Origin of the sequence: Zooshikella ganghwensis DSM 15267 (assembly GCF_000428585.1) — a bacterium.
Taxonomy (GTDB): domain Bacteria; phylum Pseudomonadota; class Gammaproteobacteria; order Pseudomonadales; family Zooshikellaceae; genus Zooshikella; species Zooshikella ganghwensis.
Genome location: NZ_AUAF01000003.1, coordinates 43539 through 60549, shown reverse-complemented (window position 1 = coordinate 60549; position 17011 = coordinate 43539). Strand labels below are relative to the sequence as shown.

Sequence of the window (17011 nt, the reverse complement as noted above, 5' to 3'; positions counted from 1 at the left end):
CCTGAATAGCTGCCGCATTTTTGCGACAGGCAGTTCGCTGTGCGGTATTCTGCATTTGTCTTCCTCTGGTCATTACCACAGGGAAATACCACAGGTGTCATTCATCGTAACTGGGTAAGGTAAAAGAAGAGGGTTTACAGTGTTTGAATTTGTTTGTGAACCATAAAGGTAAGTTGTAAAGGCTATAAGTATATGGTCGGTAGCTATTTTTTGCGTGCCATTATCCCATACAGCTTTGCAATTTAAACGGTGATGTTAGTAAGAAAGAGTATTTTTAACAGTAGGAGATACTTTGTTATATAGATAATAATGCAGTATTTAATTAGCTGTTCGTAGTTATCTGTAATCAAAATCAAGAGGTGAGTTATAAGCTTGGCTAAAGGAAATGGAGAATTTATTTAGCTTATCAGCAAATTAGCAGGGAGGTTGTAATGAATAAAGCAACATTATTTACATTAACTTGGGTATATGTCTGTACGGCTACAGCTGTTTATGCTATGCCGCCACATTATCCTGATTTATCCAAAGGTGGAAATCGTTGGTTAGTGACCTTTTACAATGATACCAGCCCTACACATGATCAATGGGCTACGCAAGGAATTTGTTTTTATCCAACAGGTGATGTGGGTACACATCAACAGTATGTGTGGGTTTCTGATACTTACCCTGATTGGAATGGCAGAGCAACCCAAGAAGGTGACCAAATCTTTATGCATGGTGACTTTAGGTGGTATAACAATATTCCTTATGCAGGACATGATGCACTACAGTGGCAAATTGTGACGGGGAAAAGAACCATTGGCAGTGGTCATTGGCAAGAATGGCTTACCGATGAGAAGTTCGGTCGAACTTTTGGTTGGGGAAATGCTTTGTGGCGTCGAGTTGGTCAATGTGAAATTGATAATGCGGAAGAGGCACTTGAAAAATATCGGGAGTTACCTAACGACCATAAAGGCTCACCTTCAAGAAAGTTGACAGATGGGGTGTTTTAATAGCCTGGTGCAGGGCGAGGTGCCCTCAGGTCATGTTTGTTGTGCCTCGCCTCAAGGTTTTTCCTTATAGGTATAAATAATTTTTGCGCTGAAGTTACTATCTTTATCTTTAGGAATATTAGTGAGTCCTTGATAAGTGAGTAATTTATGTTCCTTTTTTTCATAGGTAATGATAATTGGGTCTATAAAAAGTCCACCAATAAATGAGTCCAGAGTCATTGTGAATGTTACAGTGTTTGTGTCTTCATACGACTTTTTAACCTTAAAAGTGTACGTTGATGTTTCGCTGATGGATAAGAACTCAAAACGGTGGGTTTTATTCGCTAATAAACTAGCCCAGTGTTTGCGAATGAATGTATCAAAACCAGCATCAATTACTAGGTCTGATTTAAGTGGTAATTGGTGCTGTTGGCGTTGGCTATCTTCCTCATGAAGAATGACAACATTATTAGACTGAATAAAGACAGATTCACGCTGATTAAATTTTAGGTTATTAAACACAACCTTTGGTGTAAGTGGTGTCGTTCCGTAGTCAACGGTCTTAGTGGCAAACACTTTGCCATCAGGTGAAGAATATGTCACTTGGTCACTAAGAGGCATAGCAACAATAAGCTTATTGTTTTTTGTTGGTTTATTGATCTGAATGGTATGTGTTTCAATATAAACGGGCTGGCCTGACTTTAAATCATAGGCTTTACCTATTGCTTCTATAATGGTAGTGGCTGAGAGAGGAAATGCTGTCAAAAGTAAGAGTATGGTCAACGAGTATTTCATACCTGCCATAGAGAATTTATCCTATTGGTTTTGCTGCATTACGCTCTGTTTATATGGATTACTGCAAGCTTACTCTATTTTAGTGCTGTAATAGCTATGGCGTTTCAAGGTATAAGTGTACACGACTGTTCAGCTTTAAGGTACGGGTAGTATGTCCCCAGTGTTTATTGAGTAGCTTTGCTTGAAGACCAGATCGCTCTGCTTTTTTGAGGGCTTTTTCGATAACGTCTTTATAAGATATGTAAGGCTTGGCAAGGTAAAAAATGAAGTCACGGTGGTAAATGAGTGCGAGTCGGGGTTCTATCATAAGGTCTGGGTGCTCAGCAGCCTCATTCAGAATTTCATTAACGCCTCGGGGAAAATAATCAACACCTCGGTTGCCAAGCGCTAAAGGTTTATAGACTTGGCGCCAATCACCCTCCAATGGAATATAATTAAGTGCATTTGCTTTCCATACTTCAGCATCATACCAACTTTTTCCTAAAGCACCGACGACTGGCAGCTTTCGAAATTCATCAAGCGAGTTGATGTTTTGATATATATAGGCTTTTCCCTTAGGGATCAGTAAGAGCCGAGTACCTATTAACCCCCCTGTCAAATTTACTCTAATTGGAGTATAGCGTGCATCTCTGGTAGGTGTTTGCAGCATCCAATGTAAGCTGATTCTACCCTCATTAAGGTATTTAATGATGCGAGTCTGTGGAGTTTCGGGGTAAATGGTAATTGAGACCGATTGATTGATAGCTTTCAATGAAGATATCAATAGCTCATGAAAGTATAAATGATTGTCATTGTTAAAACTCATCAAATGTAGCTGTAGGACAGGCTTTGGCGATGTAGCAAAAGCGAGCGAATAGGGTAAGAGTAGTATGTAACAGAGCATGAGTCCCCGAAATGCCATAGCCTATCCTACAGTTGACGTTAAGATTTCTTTTATAAGTAAAGTAAGTGATACCTCCTAGCATAGATTAATATCGAAAAAATCGTCAGCGAGAAAATACTGCCTATGTATACCCTTCATTGTCGGTATAATGCCTTACTCACTGTTAAGCTTTCGTTTACTGGCTACTTGCGACGAGTCCATCTCATAGACAACAAGCCTAACCCAAATAATGCAAGAATACCGGGAGTTGGCACAGGAGGTGGTTCATCAGGTACAATTCTTGGAGCTGCCATTATAAATGCCTGCTCGTAACCATCATCTTCATCATAAAGACGAATATCTGCGTGTAATGTATAGTTTTCAGGGTTTGCTAAACTGCGCATAGCCGCATCAAGTGTTGGTGATACCACAGCATAAGCGGCATTATCAGCACCTAAATTATGTTTAAAGAGAATGTCATCATCTTCAGGGTCAGCTCCTAAACAGCCTGGGTCAGGGATAAAGGTAGTGGGGTCTAGACACACATCACCCGCTGCCAAAATCCAGTCTGTGGGCATTGGATCATTAACACCCAGCTCAGTATTACGTAAGTAAAACGAGCCAAGACCTGAGTCATTTCCATCATTATCGGTAATCCATACTTTTGCCCAGGCAAACAAGGCTTGAGCACCAAATGGTCCTTCAGCGCTGTTTAACTCATTATGGTTAAACATAACCACCATTTGGTTTTCTTCGCCTAGATAATCCAGCAGCGTGCCTACATTAATATCCCAGCTGTCTTCTAAGTCATTAAGGTTGGCTTCTGCACTGATACCACCTGGATCTGCTACTCCATTAAGAGACTCCGGAACAACGACTGGATCAAACGTGACAGTACTAAAACTGTCGGTGTTCGCAGGTGCTCCATCAGGCGTTGTATAAGCAGGATCAATTAAGTCACTGATGTCGGCGTTGCTGTTAACTCCTGCATTATTAGTCCCTGTGGCTATAACAATATATTCACCATCTTTCCCGAGCTCACCGGGAGCTGAGTTAATGTACCAGGGATCACTGGGTTGAATAGTGGCTCCAAAGGGACCGGGAACAAGCGCAACTGAATTATCAGCTTGAGTAAAATAATTTAAAACAGGCAATGAAAAGGATGCAAAATCATCATACTGAATTGCATAAGGTAATGAAGGGTCTGGCAACATGAGTGATAACTCTGCTGCCTGAGTTAGCCCTGCCGTGACAATTAAGGCAAGTGGTAGTTTTTTAAATGGTGTTTTCATGGCACGTTCCTTATAGGTTCTTTTTAAACAACCCTTGAAGAGCAGGAACTGTTCCAGATTAAAAAAAGTATGCTCATTCAAATAGTTAATGAGAACGGAAATGAATGAGCTTTCCTCTATGTAAAAAAAATTGGCTAGTAATTTATTCAACAACTTAATTAGAGGCGATTTTGTTTTATAATATGTTGAATGATATGCTGTCTATTTATTTTACAAGGTTAGGTGTGAACTGTTTTATATGGAATGTCATAAAAATATACTATTTAAGTAAATACTCTCCCGAAGGGTTTATTTACATGATGTTATCAGTGGTTGAAATAGAAGCTGAGTTATTAGATAGCAAATTGGCTCTGTTTATGCTTACCAAATAACTTACCTTTTTTGTTGTGTATATTTGCAAGGCTGATAAATTACAAGGAGGCTAGTAATGTTTTTATTAGATGAGACATCTGTAAATGAATTGTTGTTTAAACGTTTACTTGATATTCCTGAAGATCACGAATTTCACTTGAAAAATCATAAAATATCAGTAAATGAAAAAGTCAAAGAGCAGTTTGTTTTTCAGGAGTTTAATAAAGATGGTCAGTTAAATGCTAGTTACAAGGTAATAAGAGTAAACCCTGATCATTATTATGATGCTCCCTTGGTTTACGCAAAGTTTGATGCTTATGGATTGAAAATTGCGCAAAGCTTTATTCATAATGAGTAACAGTGTTTATTCTTTTTAGCCAGGGCAACCGCATATAATTTTCCCTTAAACTTGTGCCTAAAGTCTAAATAATACCCGTTGAACACGCCGTGAATCCTTCCCTGGAGGCTTGGTTGCCGCTTCCTTGCGGCAAACAGTTCAGCGGCCATTATCCAGCCTTTGTAAAGCCCTCAATATATATTGAGCTACTACTGTTATGAATTTAAGCGAGATTGGGGTAAAGCACAAAGAGGGTTGGCAATACTTGAATTTGTTTGTGAAACAGGTGCCAGGAGCACCGTTAGCACTAGAGACCAAGGATGGTCTTCTGCTGCGGGAGGAACAAATGAATTTAAGCATTGCATGAATACAATCTCTGATCATCATAAGCTCTTTTTATATGCGATTGTCCTGCTCTTTTAGCTAGAGTAATTTTAATGATTTTTCTGGTTAAATAAACGGATAAATAGTGTGCTCTTGCGTTACATGTTTATTAGCACTACAAGTAGATTTATTAAGTTTTTATGACTTACTGTTCGATAAGCGTACCCAGGTATACACTTTTATGACAGGAGGACTCTAAAAAGGACGCTTGAGTTATGTACTCTGTTAATCATGTAAAAGGATTTACCATCATTGAGCTGCTCGTCTCCATGCTGTTGGGACTGGTATTAATGGGGGGAATGATCAGTATCTTTAGTGCCAATCAGCAAACATATCGTGTTGTGAATGGGTTGTCCCGCTTACAAGACAATGCTCGCCTAGCTTTTGATTTAATCAGTCATGACCTCAGAATGGCGGGCTATATGGGTTGTCTTTCAAAGGTTACATTTAGTAACTTTATCAACCGCTTGAAACCTTCAGATATAGATTATTTGATGGATATGGGAACGACTTTTTCGGGATATGTTTTTAGAAACGGTACCTGGTCGCCAACCCTTAATACGCAACTTCAGAATCTTAAACCGAGTACAGCTGCAGATATTCTGGTCATTCGTCGTGTATCTGATGACGGAGCCAGAGTGACAAAAGCGATGCCAAATACCTCTTCAGTCATTAAAGTGGAAGCCAGCATTTCTTTGAAGAATGAAGAAATTGTTTTAATCAGCGATTGTACTAAAGCGACCTTATTTCAAATAACAAATATTGCTAGTATGAAAAGTGGTACAGAATATAATATTATTCATAATACGGGTGGGTCAATTGATCCTGGCAATGTTAAGAAAGAATTAACGGATGATGGCATCCCTTATGGAGAAGATGCCGCGATTTATAAAATGGAGTCAACCATTTATTACTTAGCTGAGTCGGCTTTTCCAAATAATCAGGGTAATACTGTAACCTCGCTATGGCGCCAGGAAGGCTTGAATGCCGCTGAGGAGTTGGTTAGAGGTGTTGAACAGATGACTTTTCTTTATGGTGAGGATACCAATGTTGATCAGGTGCCAAATCGTTATGTGACTGCAGACTTAGTCGGTGATATGAGTAGGGTCGTCACCCTACGAATCCATTTACGTTTAAATACGGTAGATGAAGTCAGTCGTCAAGGAAATACCATTACCCGTGATTTTGACTTTTTTATTAAAGTTAGAAATACCTAGAAAAGATTAATCATGATTTAATTGATCGAGCAAACTATCAGTTTTAGTTTACATAATACCCTGCGAACACACCGTGAATCCTTCCCTGCAGGCCCCTTATATCGGAATAGTTGCTGCTTCCTTGCGGCAAACAGTTTAGCGGCCATTATCGAGCCTTTGTAGTACCCTTAATTTATATTGAGCTATTACTGTTACTGACCTAAGCGAGATTGGGGTAAATAGCACAAAGAGGGTTGGCAATTCTTGAATTGGTTTGTGAAGCAGGTGCCAGGAGCACCGTTAGCAGTAGAGACCAAGGATGGTCTTCTGCTGCGGGATGAACAAATGAATTCAAGCATTGCATGAGTACAATCTCTGATCATCACAAAATCTTTTTATATGCGATTGCCCTACCAGTGATGCTCACCTTACTTTTGAAACGTGTTTTACAAATAACCTTCGCTAAACCTCTTTTTTGCGCCCTAATCATTATTTATTAAGCCGTTGTGGTCGTACGATTTACAACAGGGGGAGCCAACGGCTGGATAACGCACAGTCGAATTGTTTGTCGCAAGGAAGCGGCAACTATTCAGGAATGTAAAGGTGAGGTGAGGACCACTGAACTGTCTGTGCATGGAGGAATTAACTGTGTAGGAGGGCAGGGATTTATTAGACTTAATCATTTTTTTACATAACCAGTATAGGGAATATGCCGTGTATCCTAATAATCTGCTATTTATGTTTGTCTGGTTGTTGAGTCACTTATCAATAAATGGTTTTTGGACAGCTAATAAATAGGTAACGCTATGATATTCTGATATTTTTCAGTTTTGGCAATCTCCTTGCACTATTAGGGGTGAAACGGTTTGAACCCTCAATCAATAATGTAAAAGGAGAAAGGAAAATGCGCTCATTTAACATTGCCAAACTATTTACGGTTTCTTGTCTTGCCGCTGCTGTAAATACGCAAGCGAGTATTCTTGACTTTTCTTTAGTTGATGGCTCAGGTATCTTCCAGAACGCGACGGTAGGTGGAGGTACTTTTGTTGCACCAACCATTATTACGGACACCAACTTTAATGGTGGTTTAGATATTTTTAGTCAGTTAAGTTGGGGTGAGCCAATTGGAGATGGAGACCAAAGTAACCTTCAATTAATCAGTCATAAGTCTGTTGCAATTGAAGCGCTAAATACACCTTATGAGTTATCAGTTATTACACATAATAATAATGTGCTTAATGGAGCATTTGCTACTTTAGCAACAGCCCAAATATTAGGAGCATTATCAATGAGTAGTACATTAGGGGCTGGATTTCAGTCAGCTGAAATAATGGGTATTCCCCTGGCTGTTGCAACTGCTGCAGTATTGGGTGATGCTGATGTGCCTGATGATTTAGTCATGCCTGCTGATTATGGCTCATCGTTAGTAACATTATTTGATATCGCATTCAATGAGACGTTAAATGCAGGCGACTGCCCTTTTGGTAATCCACGAGGGTCTATTTGTGATGACTTTTTCACACTGACCACTGACTCAGGCTTTCCTGTGACATTAGATATAATGATTGATGACATGGCCTATGAACTCTTTATTTATAGTTCATTTGATGCAGACGGGTCAACCATTGAACTGGGTCCTGATTACTTTACGGCTGAGAATGCCTCGACTAATTTATATACCTTTGCTCGGTTAACTAAAGTGCCTGAACCTACTTCTGTTGCCTTGTTAAGCTTGGGTTTATTATTGGCTAGCCGTAGAAAGCTTAAAAACTAGTGATTGTCTGGTATTTGCTTCTTTGTAGAGCTGTGGTTAATTCGTAAGAAATATTAAGCCAAGAAGTGCAAAGTAGTATGGCTTTATAAAGAAGGTTTTTTAATAATGTTATTTGGTTTTTTAATGAGAAAATAAGGTTTTTTTTGATATTGGTAAAGGTTTGTAGAACCCTTATAGAGTACTCTTTTATAAAGAAATAATTAAAATTGTAAGGAAAGATATTAAGGAGCACTAGAATGAATACCCAATGTGTTGGTCATGTAAAATGGTATTGTCAAAATAATGGTATTGGCTGTATTGATATTGATGGTATTATCCAGGTTTATATTAATCATTCAAGCTTTAAAGAGCCTGGTCGATATCAATTAACACCAGGTCAAGAAGTTAGGCTACTTCTTTCAAGAAAAGGGAAAGGAACTCACTTAGCTAGCCATGTTTCCCCAATGTAAACCATAACACTCAATTGATATAAGGGTTTTTATAGTTAATTTGTTTTAAGTGCCTATTTTAAATTACCTATTTAAAGTACTTATTTAAAGCACTGACCAGCAATTCTCTCCTCTCATTCTCTCTACTAGGCAAGGAAGCCTGTTAGAGTAGCCCAGTGAAATCCCATATAAATTTACATTATACTAATTAGCTTCATTAAATATTCATGATTCCAGCCAGCAGAGAGTCTCTTTGTTCTTGTTGTGTTCGTTTTGTTTCAGTTCTAATGACCTCAGCTAAATCCATCCACTCTTGGAGCTATCGGTAATTTGGCCGCTTGTTATAAACCCAATAACGTTGTATTTCGTGTCAGCTATATTGCTCTTTTTTAAAAATCAATAGCAGGGTATTGATATAATTTGACTTTTTTTGAATGAAGTAATTCGTGAATAGCTTAATAGATAATAAGAAATGAGCTAGGATAAAGACGGAAGAAAAAATAGCTAAAGGTGTCATGAATAAGTATTTCATTAGGTGATTCCAGAAAACCTTTAAATCATACTTCTTTGGCCTATCTGGTAAATTATTTGGATTCCTGCTAGGTTTTAAGTTGCCATGCTATTTCCCCTTAAGTGAGTTAAAGCGGATTGTAGTATTGAGCGCCACTTCTTTTTACAAAAATGCTGCACGCACGGTGTAATAAATAATTAGTTAAAGTGAAATATTAATCATACCTCTTTATAGGTATATTCACCTATGCAAGGGGAATCGCTTAGTAGTTACTTAAATATGATGAAATCGGAATATAGCTATATGTTTAGTCGCAAGGGTCTTCTATGTTACAGTATTCTTTAGTAGTTTTAACTCGTGGAATATTCGACTTTTTGATATATGTTGAGTTTGGGTTAGGCTATATTAAAGAGTACTGTATTTTTTTCTTTAACTTAAATGTATCATTTCTCTACACTTTTGCATTAATAATTATCATCTTTAACGATTAAAAAGCATGCAAGTTATCATTGATAGCTATAATTGATGCAGTAGTATTTGGTGCTGAAGTTCTTTGATGGTTAAAAAAATATGAAAATATGCTTACTATTTATTACAATATTTTTTTATTTCATACCGAAAGCTAGTAGTTCCGATAAAATAGTTAAAGTCGCGACTCTCCATGATTATGAACCCTTTCGCTTTAGTGAGAAGTTCACAGTTGAAGTAATATCGCCAGGAAAAAACTCTATAAGTCTTAAAGGCTATTCATGGGATATTGTCAGAAATAGTTACCATCATATGGGATATACGATTGAGCTTCATGTTCTCCCATGGCCAAGAGCATTAGACTTTATCAAAGAAGGAAAAGTTGATGTTTTGTTTCCGACAGGATGGAATTCTTCAAGAGAAAAAATATTTCATTATTCAAGTGAATATATAAATAGAGCTGATTTTGTAGTTTATAGCTTAAAAGAAAAGCCTATTGATTGGAATGATATGCAAAGCCTAAAAAATATGCATATTGCTGTCAAGAATAATTATAACTACGGTGATGTTTTTAATGAAGCAAATTACTTTAAAAAAATTAATGTGAATACAATAGCACAGGGATTCACAATATTACTAGCAAGGCGAGTTGATGGCTTTGCTGGATATGAGGAAAACTGGGACTACATGATTGAAAAAAAAGTATAAAAGGGGAGTTTTTAAAATCTCCATATTTTGGTTCTTCTAAAGAGTTTGTAGTTGGTAAAAAGGGAAAAATAGCAATTAAAAATCTGATCAATGTTTTTGATAATGGTAAAAAGCACCTTGATATGAAGGGGTTTACAAAAAAACTTCATCAAAAATGGTTTGATAACAATGGTCTATTATAGGGTGAATTAGACACTGTAAATATTTCTGTGTATACGCCCAGTTTTAAATATAGGATCTGAGTTGATCTTCAAACTAAATCATAAATATACTGGGCGCGGCTTTCCAATTTCGAATCGGCATTGTCCACTCTTTTGATGCATCTTGAATTGCTAAAAAAATGACTTTTCTTGCGGCAAACAGTTCGGCGGCCATTATCCAAACCTTGTAATGCCCATAATATATACATTGAGCTATTGCTGTTACTGATTTAAGCGAGATTGGGGTATAGCACAAAGAGGGATGGCAATGCTTGAATTTGTTTGTGAAGCAGGTGCCAGGAACATTGAGCAGTAGAGACCAAGGATGGCCTTCTGCTGCGGGAGGAGCAAATGAGTTCAACCATTGCATGAGTATAATCTTTTACAATCTTGTTGAGCTTCTCGTAGGCTGAGAAAAAAAACTAGCACTGCTACATTTTTACCCAGCTTACAAGAAGCCTCTACTAACAAGTACATCAAGATTAAGAAAATTGCTTGGTTTAATTAGTCCTTGGCTTGAACTCTTTTAACGTAAGCGCACCAAACTGATCACCTAAATTCAATGGCTTTGAACAAGATGTGTGGAGCACATGAGCCTGGCTTCCTTCGGAACCAATTATGTTGTACTTAATCTCTGAGGGAAACTCTTTACCTATCTCATCACTTCTGAATATTCTGACTTCGGAGCCTGATTGTTGAACTGCAAACTTATTCTCATCCTTGGTCATGGTTACTTCAACCAGACTTCCAATGGAACCCTCAGTACCTGATTCACACTCAAAACTGCCTTCCTGATAATTAGTGGTTGAAGAACACGCATTAGCTGTGTACTCAAAAACTAATTCCGTTGGGCGATCAATATCACAGGCATTGGGTAGTCTTAGGCTAACTTGGCAGCCTTCCTTGAACGTTAGCATGCTTCCCTCTTCCACATTATCCCAGTGAGTGTCATCAGATTTAACGGTAAAGACTATCTCTAAGGTTCTAGTTTCACCTGGCTCTAACTCACGACGATATGTATCGGGTGAAGTCCAGTCTTCGGCACTTATTTGTACTCCTGGGCCAACTATCAGCTCACTTTCACTTGCTTTATAAATCGTTCCATCTAACTTAATCTCTTTAATTACACCGTATTCAGAGGGAAAGTTGAGTATAAAGCTCTCTAGCGTTGCCATTATTTGACTGGTATTTGTTAGATTGTACTTAACTTTATCATCCTGGAGTTCCTTAAAAGCAACCTGGATATCACACGTTGGCTCGATGGCATTAACCGTCAATGTATCAGATCCAGAGCATGAGGAGCTTAACGAGCTAACGGTTGCCACACTTGTTGTAGATGTATTCAGAATTACAGGACCAGCATTTAGGATCTTGGTTTCACCACTACCTAAGTCAAAGGGTAAGCCTATTTTCCCTAACAAGCTGTCTTCAACGAATACGTCCTTCAGAGGCACTCCAGTATTTTTTACAGAATATTGGTAGTTAACTGTTGCCCCTCCTGTTTGACCATTAATGCCTATTAATGTCAGGCTTCCGTATACATCCCCCGTGGCTAGTGGCTGAGAACAAGAAGTATGGAACATGTTTAACTCTGATGTGCTGCCATCGCTAATCATAATGTACGAGTTTGAGCGATAACCACCACTAACCGTAAACTCTTCACCAACTTCTACAGTTATCTTGCTTAGCGTGTAGGACTCACTGGTAAGATCGTTATCGCCACCTGCATACACAATCGTTATAGGTCCTGAAACTACACTACCCTCAGTGCTCTCTGAACATACAGCTTTACTTGCATCTTGTGAGTTGTCACTTTCACTGCAACCACCAGCAGTGTACCTGAAGGTTAAGCTATCTGGCTTACCTTCCAATGACTCACAACTTGGTCCGGGCTGCAGCGTAAAACTACATTCCTGAGCATAACTCGCTGGATTATCATCCAGGGTGCAGTCCAAGACTTGGTCACTGTTGTCTACAAACCCTTCGAGTAACCAGTTATTTATAAAGTCTATATCGCCATTACTTTTTGCATCACCTTGATTCTTACCACAATCTCGCCCAATAGCAGTGACTTGGGGTTGAGCATCATTAGTATCTGAAGCGCCATCCATATCACCATCAGAACAGGACATATGAAACTTTGATTGACCCGTTACTGAGCCTGAAATATTTACAAACACATCATTGCTTGCAAAAGGCCCAAAGAATGTCACTTCTTGGTTGGTATTCACTACGCCACCAGGTGCATCATTAGGCAGTCCACTCACTGTGATAGGATCACCAGTCCAAGTGACAGTGAACTGTTTTAATTTGCCATCACACTTAGCATCTGAAGAAGTATTTACTGGCTCTTCAATACGACACAGTTTGTCTATTGTGAGGCCACAGTCAGGCTTAATACCACAGTCTTGGTTTAAGTTTATTCCTCGTGAGCCTAAGGTTGTACACGCCGTTAAACCGGAAGGGGCCAAACAATCACTATCAATATTGTCATCGCCATTCTTAGGTAAAGTAAAACTATACCCAGATGGCAAAGTATCAGGATCAAACTTTAAAAAGTAGTCTCCAGGAGGAAGGTCCAGCACTCCTGGCTCAGCTCCAAACATATATTCACCAAGCGCATTTGTGACGCGTGTTTCACCGGTAAAGACATCATCTGATGTACCTGGAATACCATCTACACCACACTTATAGAGGCCAACACTTACGCCCTCAACACCTGACTCACTATTTTGGAGACCATTCAGGTCAGCATCCAGCCATACCAGATTGCCAAGCTTAGCTGGACAGACTATACCTGCATCCAAGCTATAGTTAGCCTCACCTGCAAACAGGCTGACGCTATCAGTAGAACCATTTAATGGATTGGCATCACTGTCAATATCATCATTTCCACCTATGTTAGCAGTGGTGAATTTTGGAGAGCCAAGAGAAAAGCCCTCAGTGTCACAAAAACTACTTGATAGGGAGTTGATATTAAAGACAACACAGTAATCGCCAGGCGCTAAGTTATCAAAGAAGTAAAAACCATTGCTGTTCGTATACTGTGAAGGAACAGGTAAAGGAATTGAACAATCACCAAACTGATCAGGTTGATAGAGAAATACCTCTACTCCTGCAATGCCAGCCCCTCCATTTGCTTTCCCGCCACACTCTGGACCTTGGTCACTCAATAGTGGGTTATTTTCTTCCCCTGCTATAACATCACCAATAACACCATTTTCATTTGTATCTTCACAGTCTTGAATACCATTGTTGTTTAGATCTTCCCAAACCCGATCACCTAAAGCACTGACTAACTGATCTGGCGTTGAAACTAATCCAATATTGCCTTTCGCTTCACCACCGAAATCAACAGTAAAGATACCCGTAAAATTGGACTGCTCACTGACAAGTGTTACGCCTATTGTTTCGCCAGGAAATAAATGTCTGATGACACCTCCGGTCAGCGTGAAGGTAAAATCATAAAGGTCAGATGTTGTACCAGTATCTCGAAAACCAAATGCAGTTATCTCGCCGGTCAGTAAGGTGCCTGAAAATGTCCCTAAATCAGGTAAATCCACACTGCCAGTAATAACGATATCATCTCCTGGCACACCACCAATAAGAGAACCAAAACTATCAACGGAGAAATTTATTAATACATCCGCAGGTCCATTGCTCATTGGGGAAATGGCAACAGGGAGAGAGCTTTCACTAATGCGAATTAGTAAAGGCGTTGCGTCAACTGAAAAAACACCTGTACTTGCCGAATAGTTTAGCTTGCCCTGGTTATTATATGCAATTACAGGAAAGGATGGATTAATGTTAAGCAATTCAGCAATAGCAACCCCATAAACTGAAAGCGTTAATAGCAGTATTAAATACCGTATAAAGCGAAATGATTTCACATTACACCTAGAAAAAAGTCTGAGCATAAGGTCCTCCTATTAATTATTTTTCTGTATACCCAAGCAGAATTTGCAATGAGTGTTTATAAGTCATAAATATCTTTTTTGTGGTTGTTATCCGAAACTGCGCAAAAAAATGTAACCTTCTTATATTTTTATTTTTCTATGTCGTAAAAGTGCAGAGCCAGTGAATAGCTTCTGCACTAATAAAAACAGAAAATTAAATTATTTTATTTTTTTACGCAATGAACCCGCTAGCCCAAACAAACCACACGAAATAAGCGCTAAGGTGGTAGGTACAGGGATTGGTGCTACATCAGAAACTGCTAATCCAGTGCCGCGAAAACTGTTTTCAAAACTTCCAGTAAAACCTGTATCAAGGCTTAGAATAACCCCAGCATTGGAACCAATGCCACCATAAAGAGATGCTGCATCACCACCAGTGATAGTAAATAGAAACTCAAATGGGTCAGAAGCTAGGCCAAAACCAAAAGCACTTAAACTACCACTTAGTAACGTTCCACTATTAAAACCTAAAGATGCTATCGTACCTCCAATACTTAATATCCCTCCGCTAGAAAGTGCCCCAGTAGAATCAATTGTGGCTGTTAGACCAAAGGTCCCACCCGCAATGGCTTCTAGAGTACCGTCATCATCAAGATTTAATGCAAATCCATTCGCCGATAAGGTATCAGTATCTGCTGCATAACCAACGCTGATAAAAGCTGAGTTGATATCAGGGGTATCCTGCAATGTTAAATTTAATGGGACTGCCTTGGCATTATTGCACGTCATTAGTAATAGCAATACTAAAAGTAATACACTGTAATATTCCATAAAGTTAATAGAATAATTTTGGTGCTGTTTTAATAAGGTCTTCATGACTCTTCCTTTTCAAATAAAACGAGTAAATAAATTTTTACCTAACTGGTTTCGTATTTCTCCAGAAATCGAGAATTACTAAGCAAAAAAAATACCCAAGCAAGCACCATAATTAACAATGGGTTGTATAATGAATGATCAATAATGTGTAAATTCTTTGGACAGTTTAAGTGGCTATGCCATTCAAATAATGATGTGAAAGTTTATTAAAGTAATCTGAATAGAAAAAGCTAGGAAGTTGTATAAAAAAACTTTGTGCTAAGAGAAAGGTCATGAGGGGCTATGAGAAGTAAACAGCTTTTAATGGGATTAAACAGCCGTCTTAAGTGAAGATTTAGTTTGCTGCTTGTTATATTTTAAAGTTATGAAGAGCTATGTCCTTTTTTTTAATCGAAATTAAACGAGTTGCAGTTACTACTTAAAACCAAATTTTAACTTATTTGACTGAACAAAGTTTACCGCTAAAGATTAATTTTTTTGTAGGAACAAGAATACACCACGCGGGGGGCTGGAAAGTATTTTTCGGATAGGATTACATTATTAAGGTGTTTGTTTTAAAGAAATATTTCAGTTTCAATAGATTTTTGTCTACAGCATTCTGCTTGTAGTTTTTTAGGGGCTTTAGCATAATGCGGCTAATAAAGGAAAAGTGACAATAAATATTCATTAAATGGTAAGCGATTATTTATATCAAGAGAAAAGGGTATAAAGCGCTTTAGGGTGTATGGTAACGACTATGAATCAAGAAGCCGCGAGTGTCGAAAAACCGCAGTTTGTTTGGGAAGACCCGCTATTAATCGAACAACAGTTGTCCTCTGAAGAACGACAGATTAGGGATAGTGCACGGGATTACGCACAGCAGGAACTCACGCCCAGAGTGAAGGAAGCTTTCCGTAAAGAATTTTTTCATCGTGAAATAATGAGTGAAATGGGTCGGTTAGGTTTATTGGGCTGTACATTACCTGAAGCTTATGGCTGCGCCAATGTTAACAACGTAGCTTATGGCTTGGTGGCAAGGGAAATCGAGCGAGTGGACAGTGGTTATCGTTCAGCCCTCAGCGTGCAGTCTTCGCTAGTGATGTATCCCATTTGGGCATTTGGCTCCGATGAACAAAAACAAAAATACTTACCGCTTTTAGCTAAAGGTGAATGGGTGGGGTGTTTTGGTTTAACGGAACCTGATGCAGGATCAGATCCTGGCAGCATGTTAACCCGGGCAGTAAAAGTGACGGGAGGATATAAAATAACAGGTAGCAAAATGTGGATTACCAATTCACCGATTGCCGACCTTTGTGTGGTCTGGGCTAAGCTCGATGGTCAGGTCCGAGGTTTTTTGGTGGAAAGGGACAGTAAAGGACTTTCTACCCCGACTATTCATGGCAAATTTTCATTGCGGGCTTCAATAACCGGTGAAATTGTACTGGATGATGTTTTTGTTACTGAGGAGCAGATTTTACCCAATGTGGCTGGTTTAAAAGGCCCCTTTAGCTGCTTAAATAAAGCTCGCTATGGTATTTCATGGGGAGCAATAGGGGCTGCCGAATGCTGTTGGTATACCGCGCGTCAATACACATTGGATAGAAAACAGTTTGCGCAGCCTTTAGCCGCTAATCAACTGGTGCAGTTAAAACTTGCTGACATGCAAACAGAAATTGCCTTGGCATTACAAGCCAGTTTACGTGTAGGGCGTTTAATGGATGAACATCAAGTGACCCCGGAAATGATTTCAATGGTCAAGCGCAATGCCTGTGGTAAAGCGCTAACTATTGCCCGACAGGCGCGGGATATGTTAGGTGGTAATGGGATCGCTGATGATTTTCCTGTTATTCGTCATATGCTCAACTTGGAAGCCGTCAATACCTATGAAGGCACCCACGATATTCATGCACTTATTTTAGGGAAAGCACAGACAGGGATTGCTGCATTTAGTTAATGCCACTGTTAGTTATTGCCACAGAGGGA

Annotated in this window: 15 protein-coding genes; 7 read left to right on the top strand and 8 right to left on the bottom strand. The window is 39.0% G+C overall.

The window, feature by feature from the left end:
• Nucleotides 1-431: 431 nt before the first annotated feature.
• Entirely contained in the window at nt 432-992 is a 561-nt protein-coding gene (locus F607_RS0101410) for a hypothetical protein (protein WP_027706607.1), read from the top strand.
• Nucleotides 993-1043: 51 nt separating this feature from the next.
• Here the strand turns inward: F607_RS0101410 and F607_RS0101405 are convergent, their stop codons facing one another.
• From F607_RS0101405 to F607_RS0101395, 3 genes are all read right to left on the bottom strand, one after another.
• Nucleotides 1044-1775, bottom strand: coding sequence for a hypothetical protein (locus tag F607_RS0101405; protein WP_027706606.1), 732 nt, complete (start codon nt 1773-1775; stop codon nt 1044-1046).
• A gap of 85 nt (nt 1776-1860) precedes the next feature.
• Nucleotides 1861-2571 (bottom strand): hypothetical protein, encoded by a 711-nt coding sequence (locus F607_RS0101400; RefSeq protein ID WP_051310662.1) that lies wholly within the window; start codon nt 2569-2571, stop codon nt 1861-1863.
• A 260-nt stretch (nt 2572-2831) separates the two neighbouring features.
• Nucleotides 2832-3920 carry a hypothetical protein gene (locus F607_RS0101395; protein ID WP_027706604.1) on the bottom strand — a complete coding sequence of 363 codons (1089 nt, stop codon included), beginning with the start codon at nt 3918-3920 and terminating at the stop codon, nt 2832-2834.
• A 427-nt stretch (nt 3921-4347) separates the two neighbouring features.
• Between F607_RS0101395 and F607_RS0101385 the strand changes: the two genes are divergently transcribed.
• Nucleotides 4348-4629 (top strand): hypothetical protein, encoded by a 282-nt coding sequence (locus F607_RS0101385; protein WP_027706602.1) that lies wholly within the window; start codon nt 4348-4350, stop codon nt 4627-4629.
• 194 nt (nt 4630-4823) lie between these two features.
• Here the strand turns inward: F607_RS0101385 and F607_RS33940 are convergent, their stop codons facing one another.
• Nucleotides 4824-4973 carry a hypothetical protein gene (locus F607_RS33940; protein ID WP_157365353.1) on the bottom strand — a complete coding sequence of 50 codons (150 nt, stop codon included), beginning with the start codon at nt 4971-4973 and terminating at the stop codon, nt 4824-4826.
• Between the two features lie 234 nt (nt 4974-5207).
• Here F607_RS33940 and F607_RS0101370 point away from each other — a divergent pair, with 234 nt between their 5' ends.
• The gene (locus F607_RS0101370) at nt 5208-6209 is read left to right on the top strand and encodes a PilW family protein (protein ID WP_027706601.1); all 1002 of its coding nucleotides are present in this window, start codon (nt 5208-5210) and stop codon (nt 6207-6209) included.
• 199 nt (nt 6210-6408) lie between these two features.
• Here F607_RS0101370 and F607_RS33935 read toward each other — a convergent pair whose 3' ends face one another.
• Complete coding sequence (locus F607_RS33935) at nt 6409-6552, bottom strand: hypothetical protein (protein ID WP_157365352.1); 144 nt, start codon at nt 6550-6552, stop codon at nt 6409-6411.
• A 540-nt stretch (nt 6553-7092) separates the two neighbouring features.
• Between F607_RS33935 and F607_RS0101365 the strand changes: the two genes are divergently transcribed.
• From F607_RS0101365 to F607_RS0101355, 3 genes are all read left to right on the top strand, one after another.
• Nucleotides 7093-7962: a PEP-CTERM sorting domain-containing protein gene (locus tag F607_RS0101365; protein ID WP_027706600.1), complete on the top strand. Its 870-nt coding sequence runs from the start codon at nt 7093-7095 to the stop codon at nt 7960-7962.
• A 236-nt stretch (nt 7963-8198) separates the two neighbouring features.
• Nucleotides 8199-8411, top strand: a complete 213-nt coding sequence (locus F607_RS0101360) for a hypothetical protein (RefSeq protein WP_027706599.1) — start codon at nt 8199-8201, stop codon at nt 8409-8411.
• Nucleotides 8412-9471: 1060 nt separating this feature from the next.
• Complete coding sequence (locus F607_RS0101355; protein ID WP_027706598.1) at nt 9472-10077, top strand: substrate-binding periplasmic protein; 606 nt, start codon at nt 9472-9474, stop codon at nt 10075-10077.
• Nucleotides 10078-10332: 255 nt separating this feature from the next.
• Here F607_RS0101355 and F607_RS33930 read toward each other — a convergent pair whose 3' ends face one another.
• The 3 genes from F607_RS33930 to F607_RS0101340 form a co-directional block, all read right to left on the bottom strand.
• Nucleotides 10333-10647, bottom strand: coding sequence for a hypothetical protein (locus tag F607_RS33930; RefSeq protein ID WP_157365351.1), 315 nt, complete (start codon nt 10645-10647; stop codon nt 10333-10335).
• Nucleotides 10648-10777: 130 nt separating this feature from the next.
• Nucleotides 10778-14167, bottom strand: a complete 3390-nt coding sequence (locus F607_RS0101345) for a DUF7467 domain-containing protein (RefSeq protein ID WP_027706596.1) — start codon at nt 14165-14167, stop codon at nt 10778-10780.
• A gap of 225 nt (nt 14168-14392) precedes the next feature.
• Nucleotides 14393-15049 (bottom strand): PEP-CTERM domain protein, encoded by a 657-nt coding sequence (locus tag F607_RS0101340; protein WP_027706595.1) that lies wholly within the window; start codon nt 15047-15049, stop codon nt 14393-14395.
• A gap of 736 nt (nt 15050-15785) precedes the next feature.
• Between F607_RS0101340 and F607_RS0101335 the strand changes: the two genes are divergently transcribed.
• The gene (locus F607_RS0101335; RefSeq protein WP_038289549.1) at nt 15786-16982 is read left to right on the top strand and encodes an acyl-CoA dehydrogenase; all 1197 of its coding nucleotides are present in this window, start codon (nt 15786-15788) and stop codon (nt 16980-16982) included.
• Nucleotides 16983-17011: the final 29 nt, after the last annotated feature.

Bases quoted from the DNA above. Each gene is read 5' to 3' on its own strand.
- F607_RS0101410 (WP_027706607.1), top strand. From the start codon at position 432: ATGAATAAAGCAACATTATTTACATTAACTTGGGTATATGTCTGTACG.
- F607_RS0101405 (WP_027706606.1), bottom strand. From the start codon at position 1,775: ATGGCAGGTATGAAATACTCGTTGACCATACTCTTACTTTTGACAGCA.
- F607_RS0101400 (WP_051310662.1), bottom strand. From the start codon at position 2,571: ATGAGTTTTAACAATGACAATCATTTATACTTTCATGAGCTATTGATA.
- F607_RS0101395 (WP_027706604.1), bottom strand. From the start codon at position 3,920: ATGAAAACACCATTTAAAAAACTACCACTTGCCTTAATTGTCACGGCA.
- F607_RS0101385 (WP_027706602.1), top strand. From the start codon at position 4,348: ATGTTTTTATTAGATGAGACATCTGTAAATGAATTGTTGTTTAAACGT.
- F607_RS33940 (WP_157365353.1), bottom strand. From the start codon at position 4,973: ATGCAATGCTTAAATTCATTTGTTCCTCCCGCAGCAGAAGACCATCCT.
- F607_RS0101370 (WP_027706601.1), top strand. From the start codon at position 5,208: ATGTACTCTGTTAATCATGTAAAAGGATTTACCATCATTGAGCTGCTC.
- F607_RS33935 (WP_157365352.1), bottom strand. From the start codon at position 6,552: ATGCAATGCTTGAATTCATTTGTTCATCCCGCAGCAGAAGACCATCCT.
- F607_RS0101365 (WP_027706600.1), top strand. From the start codon at position 7,093: ATGCGCTCATTTAACATTGCCAAACTATTTACGGTTTCTTGTCTTGCC.
- F607_RS0101360 (WP_027706599.1), top strand. From the start codon at position 8,199: ATGAATACCCAATGTGTTGGTCATGTAAAATGGTATTGTCAAAATAAT.
- F607_RS0101355 (WP_027706598.1), top strand. From the start codon at position 9,472: ATGAAAATATGCTTACTATTTATTACAATATTTTTTTATTTCATACCG.
- F607_RS33930 (WP_157365351.1), bottom strand. From the start codon at position 10,647: ATGCAATGGTTGAACTCATTTGCTCCTCCCGCAGCAGAAGGCCATCCT.
- F607_RS0101340 (WP_027706595.1), bottom strand. From the start codon at position 15,049: ATGAAGACCTTATTAAAACAGCACCAAAATTATTCTATTAACTTTATG.
- F607_RS0101335 (WP_038289549.1), top strand. From the start codon at position 15,786: ATGAATCAAGAAGCCGCGAGTGTCGAAAAACCGCAGTTTGTTTGGGAA.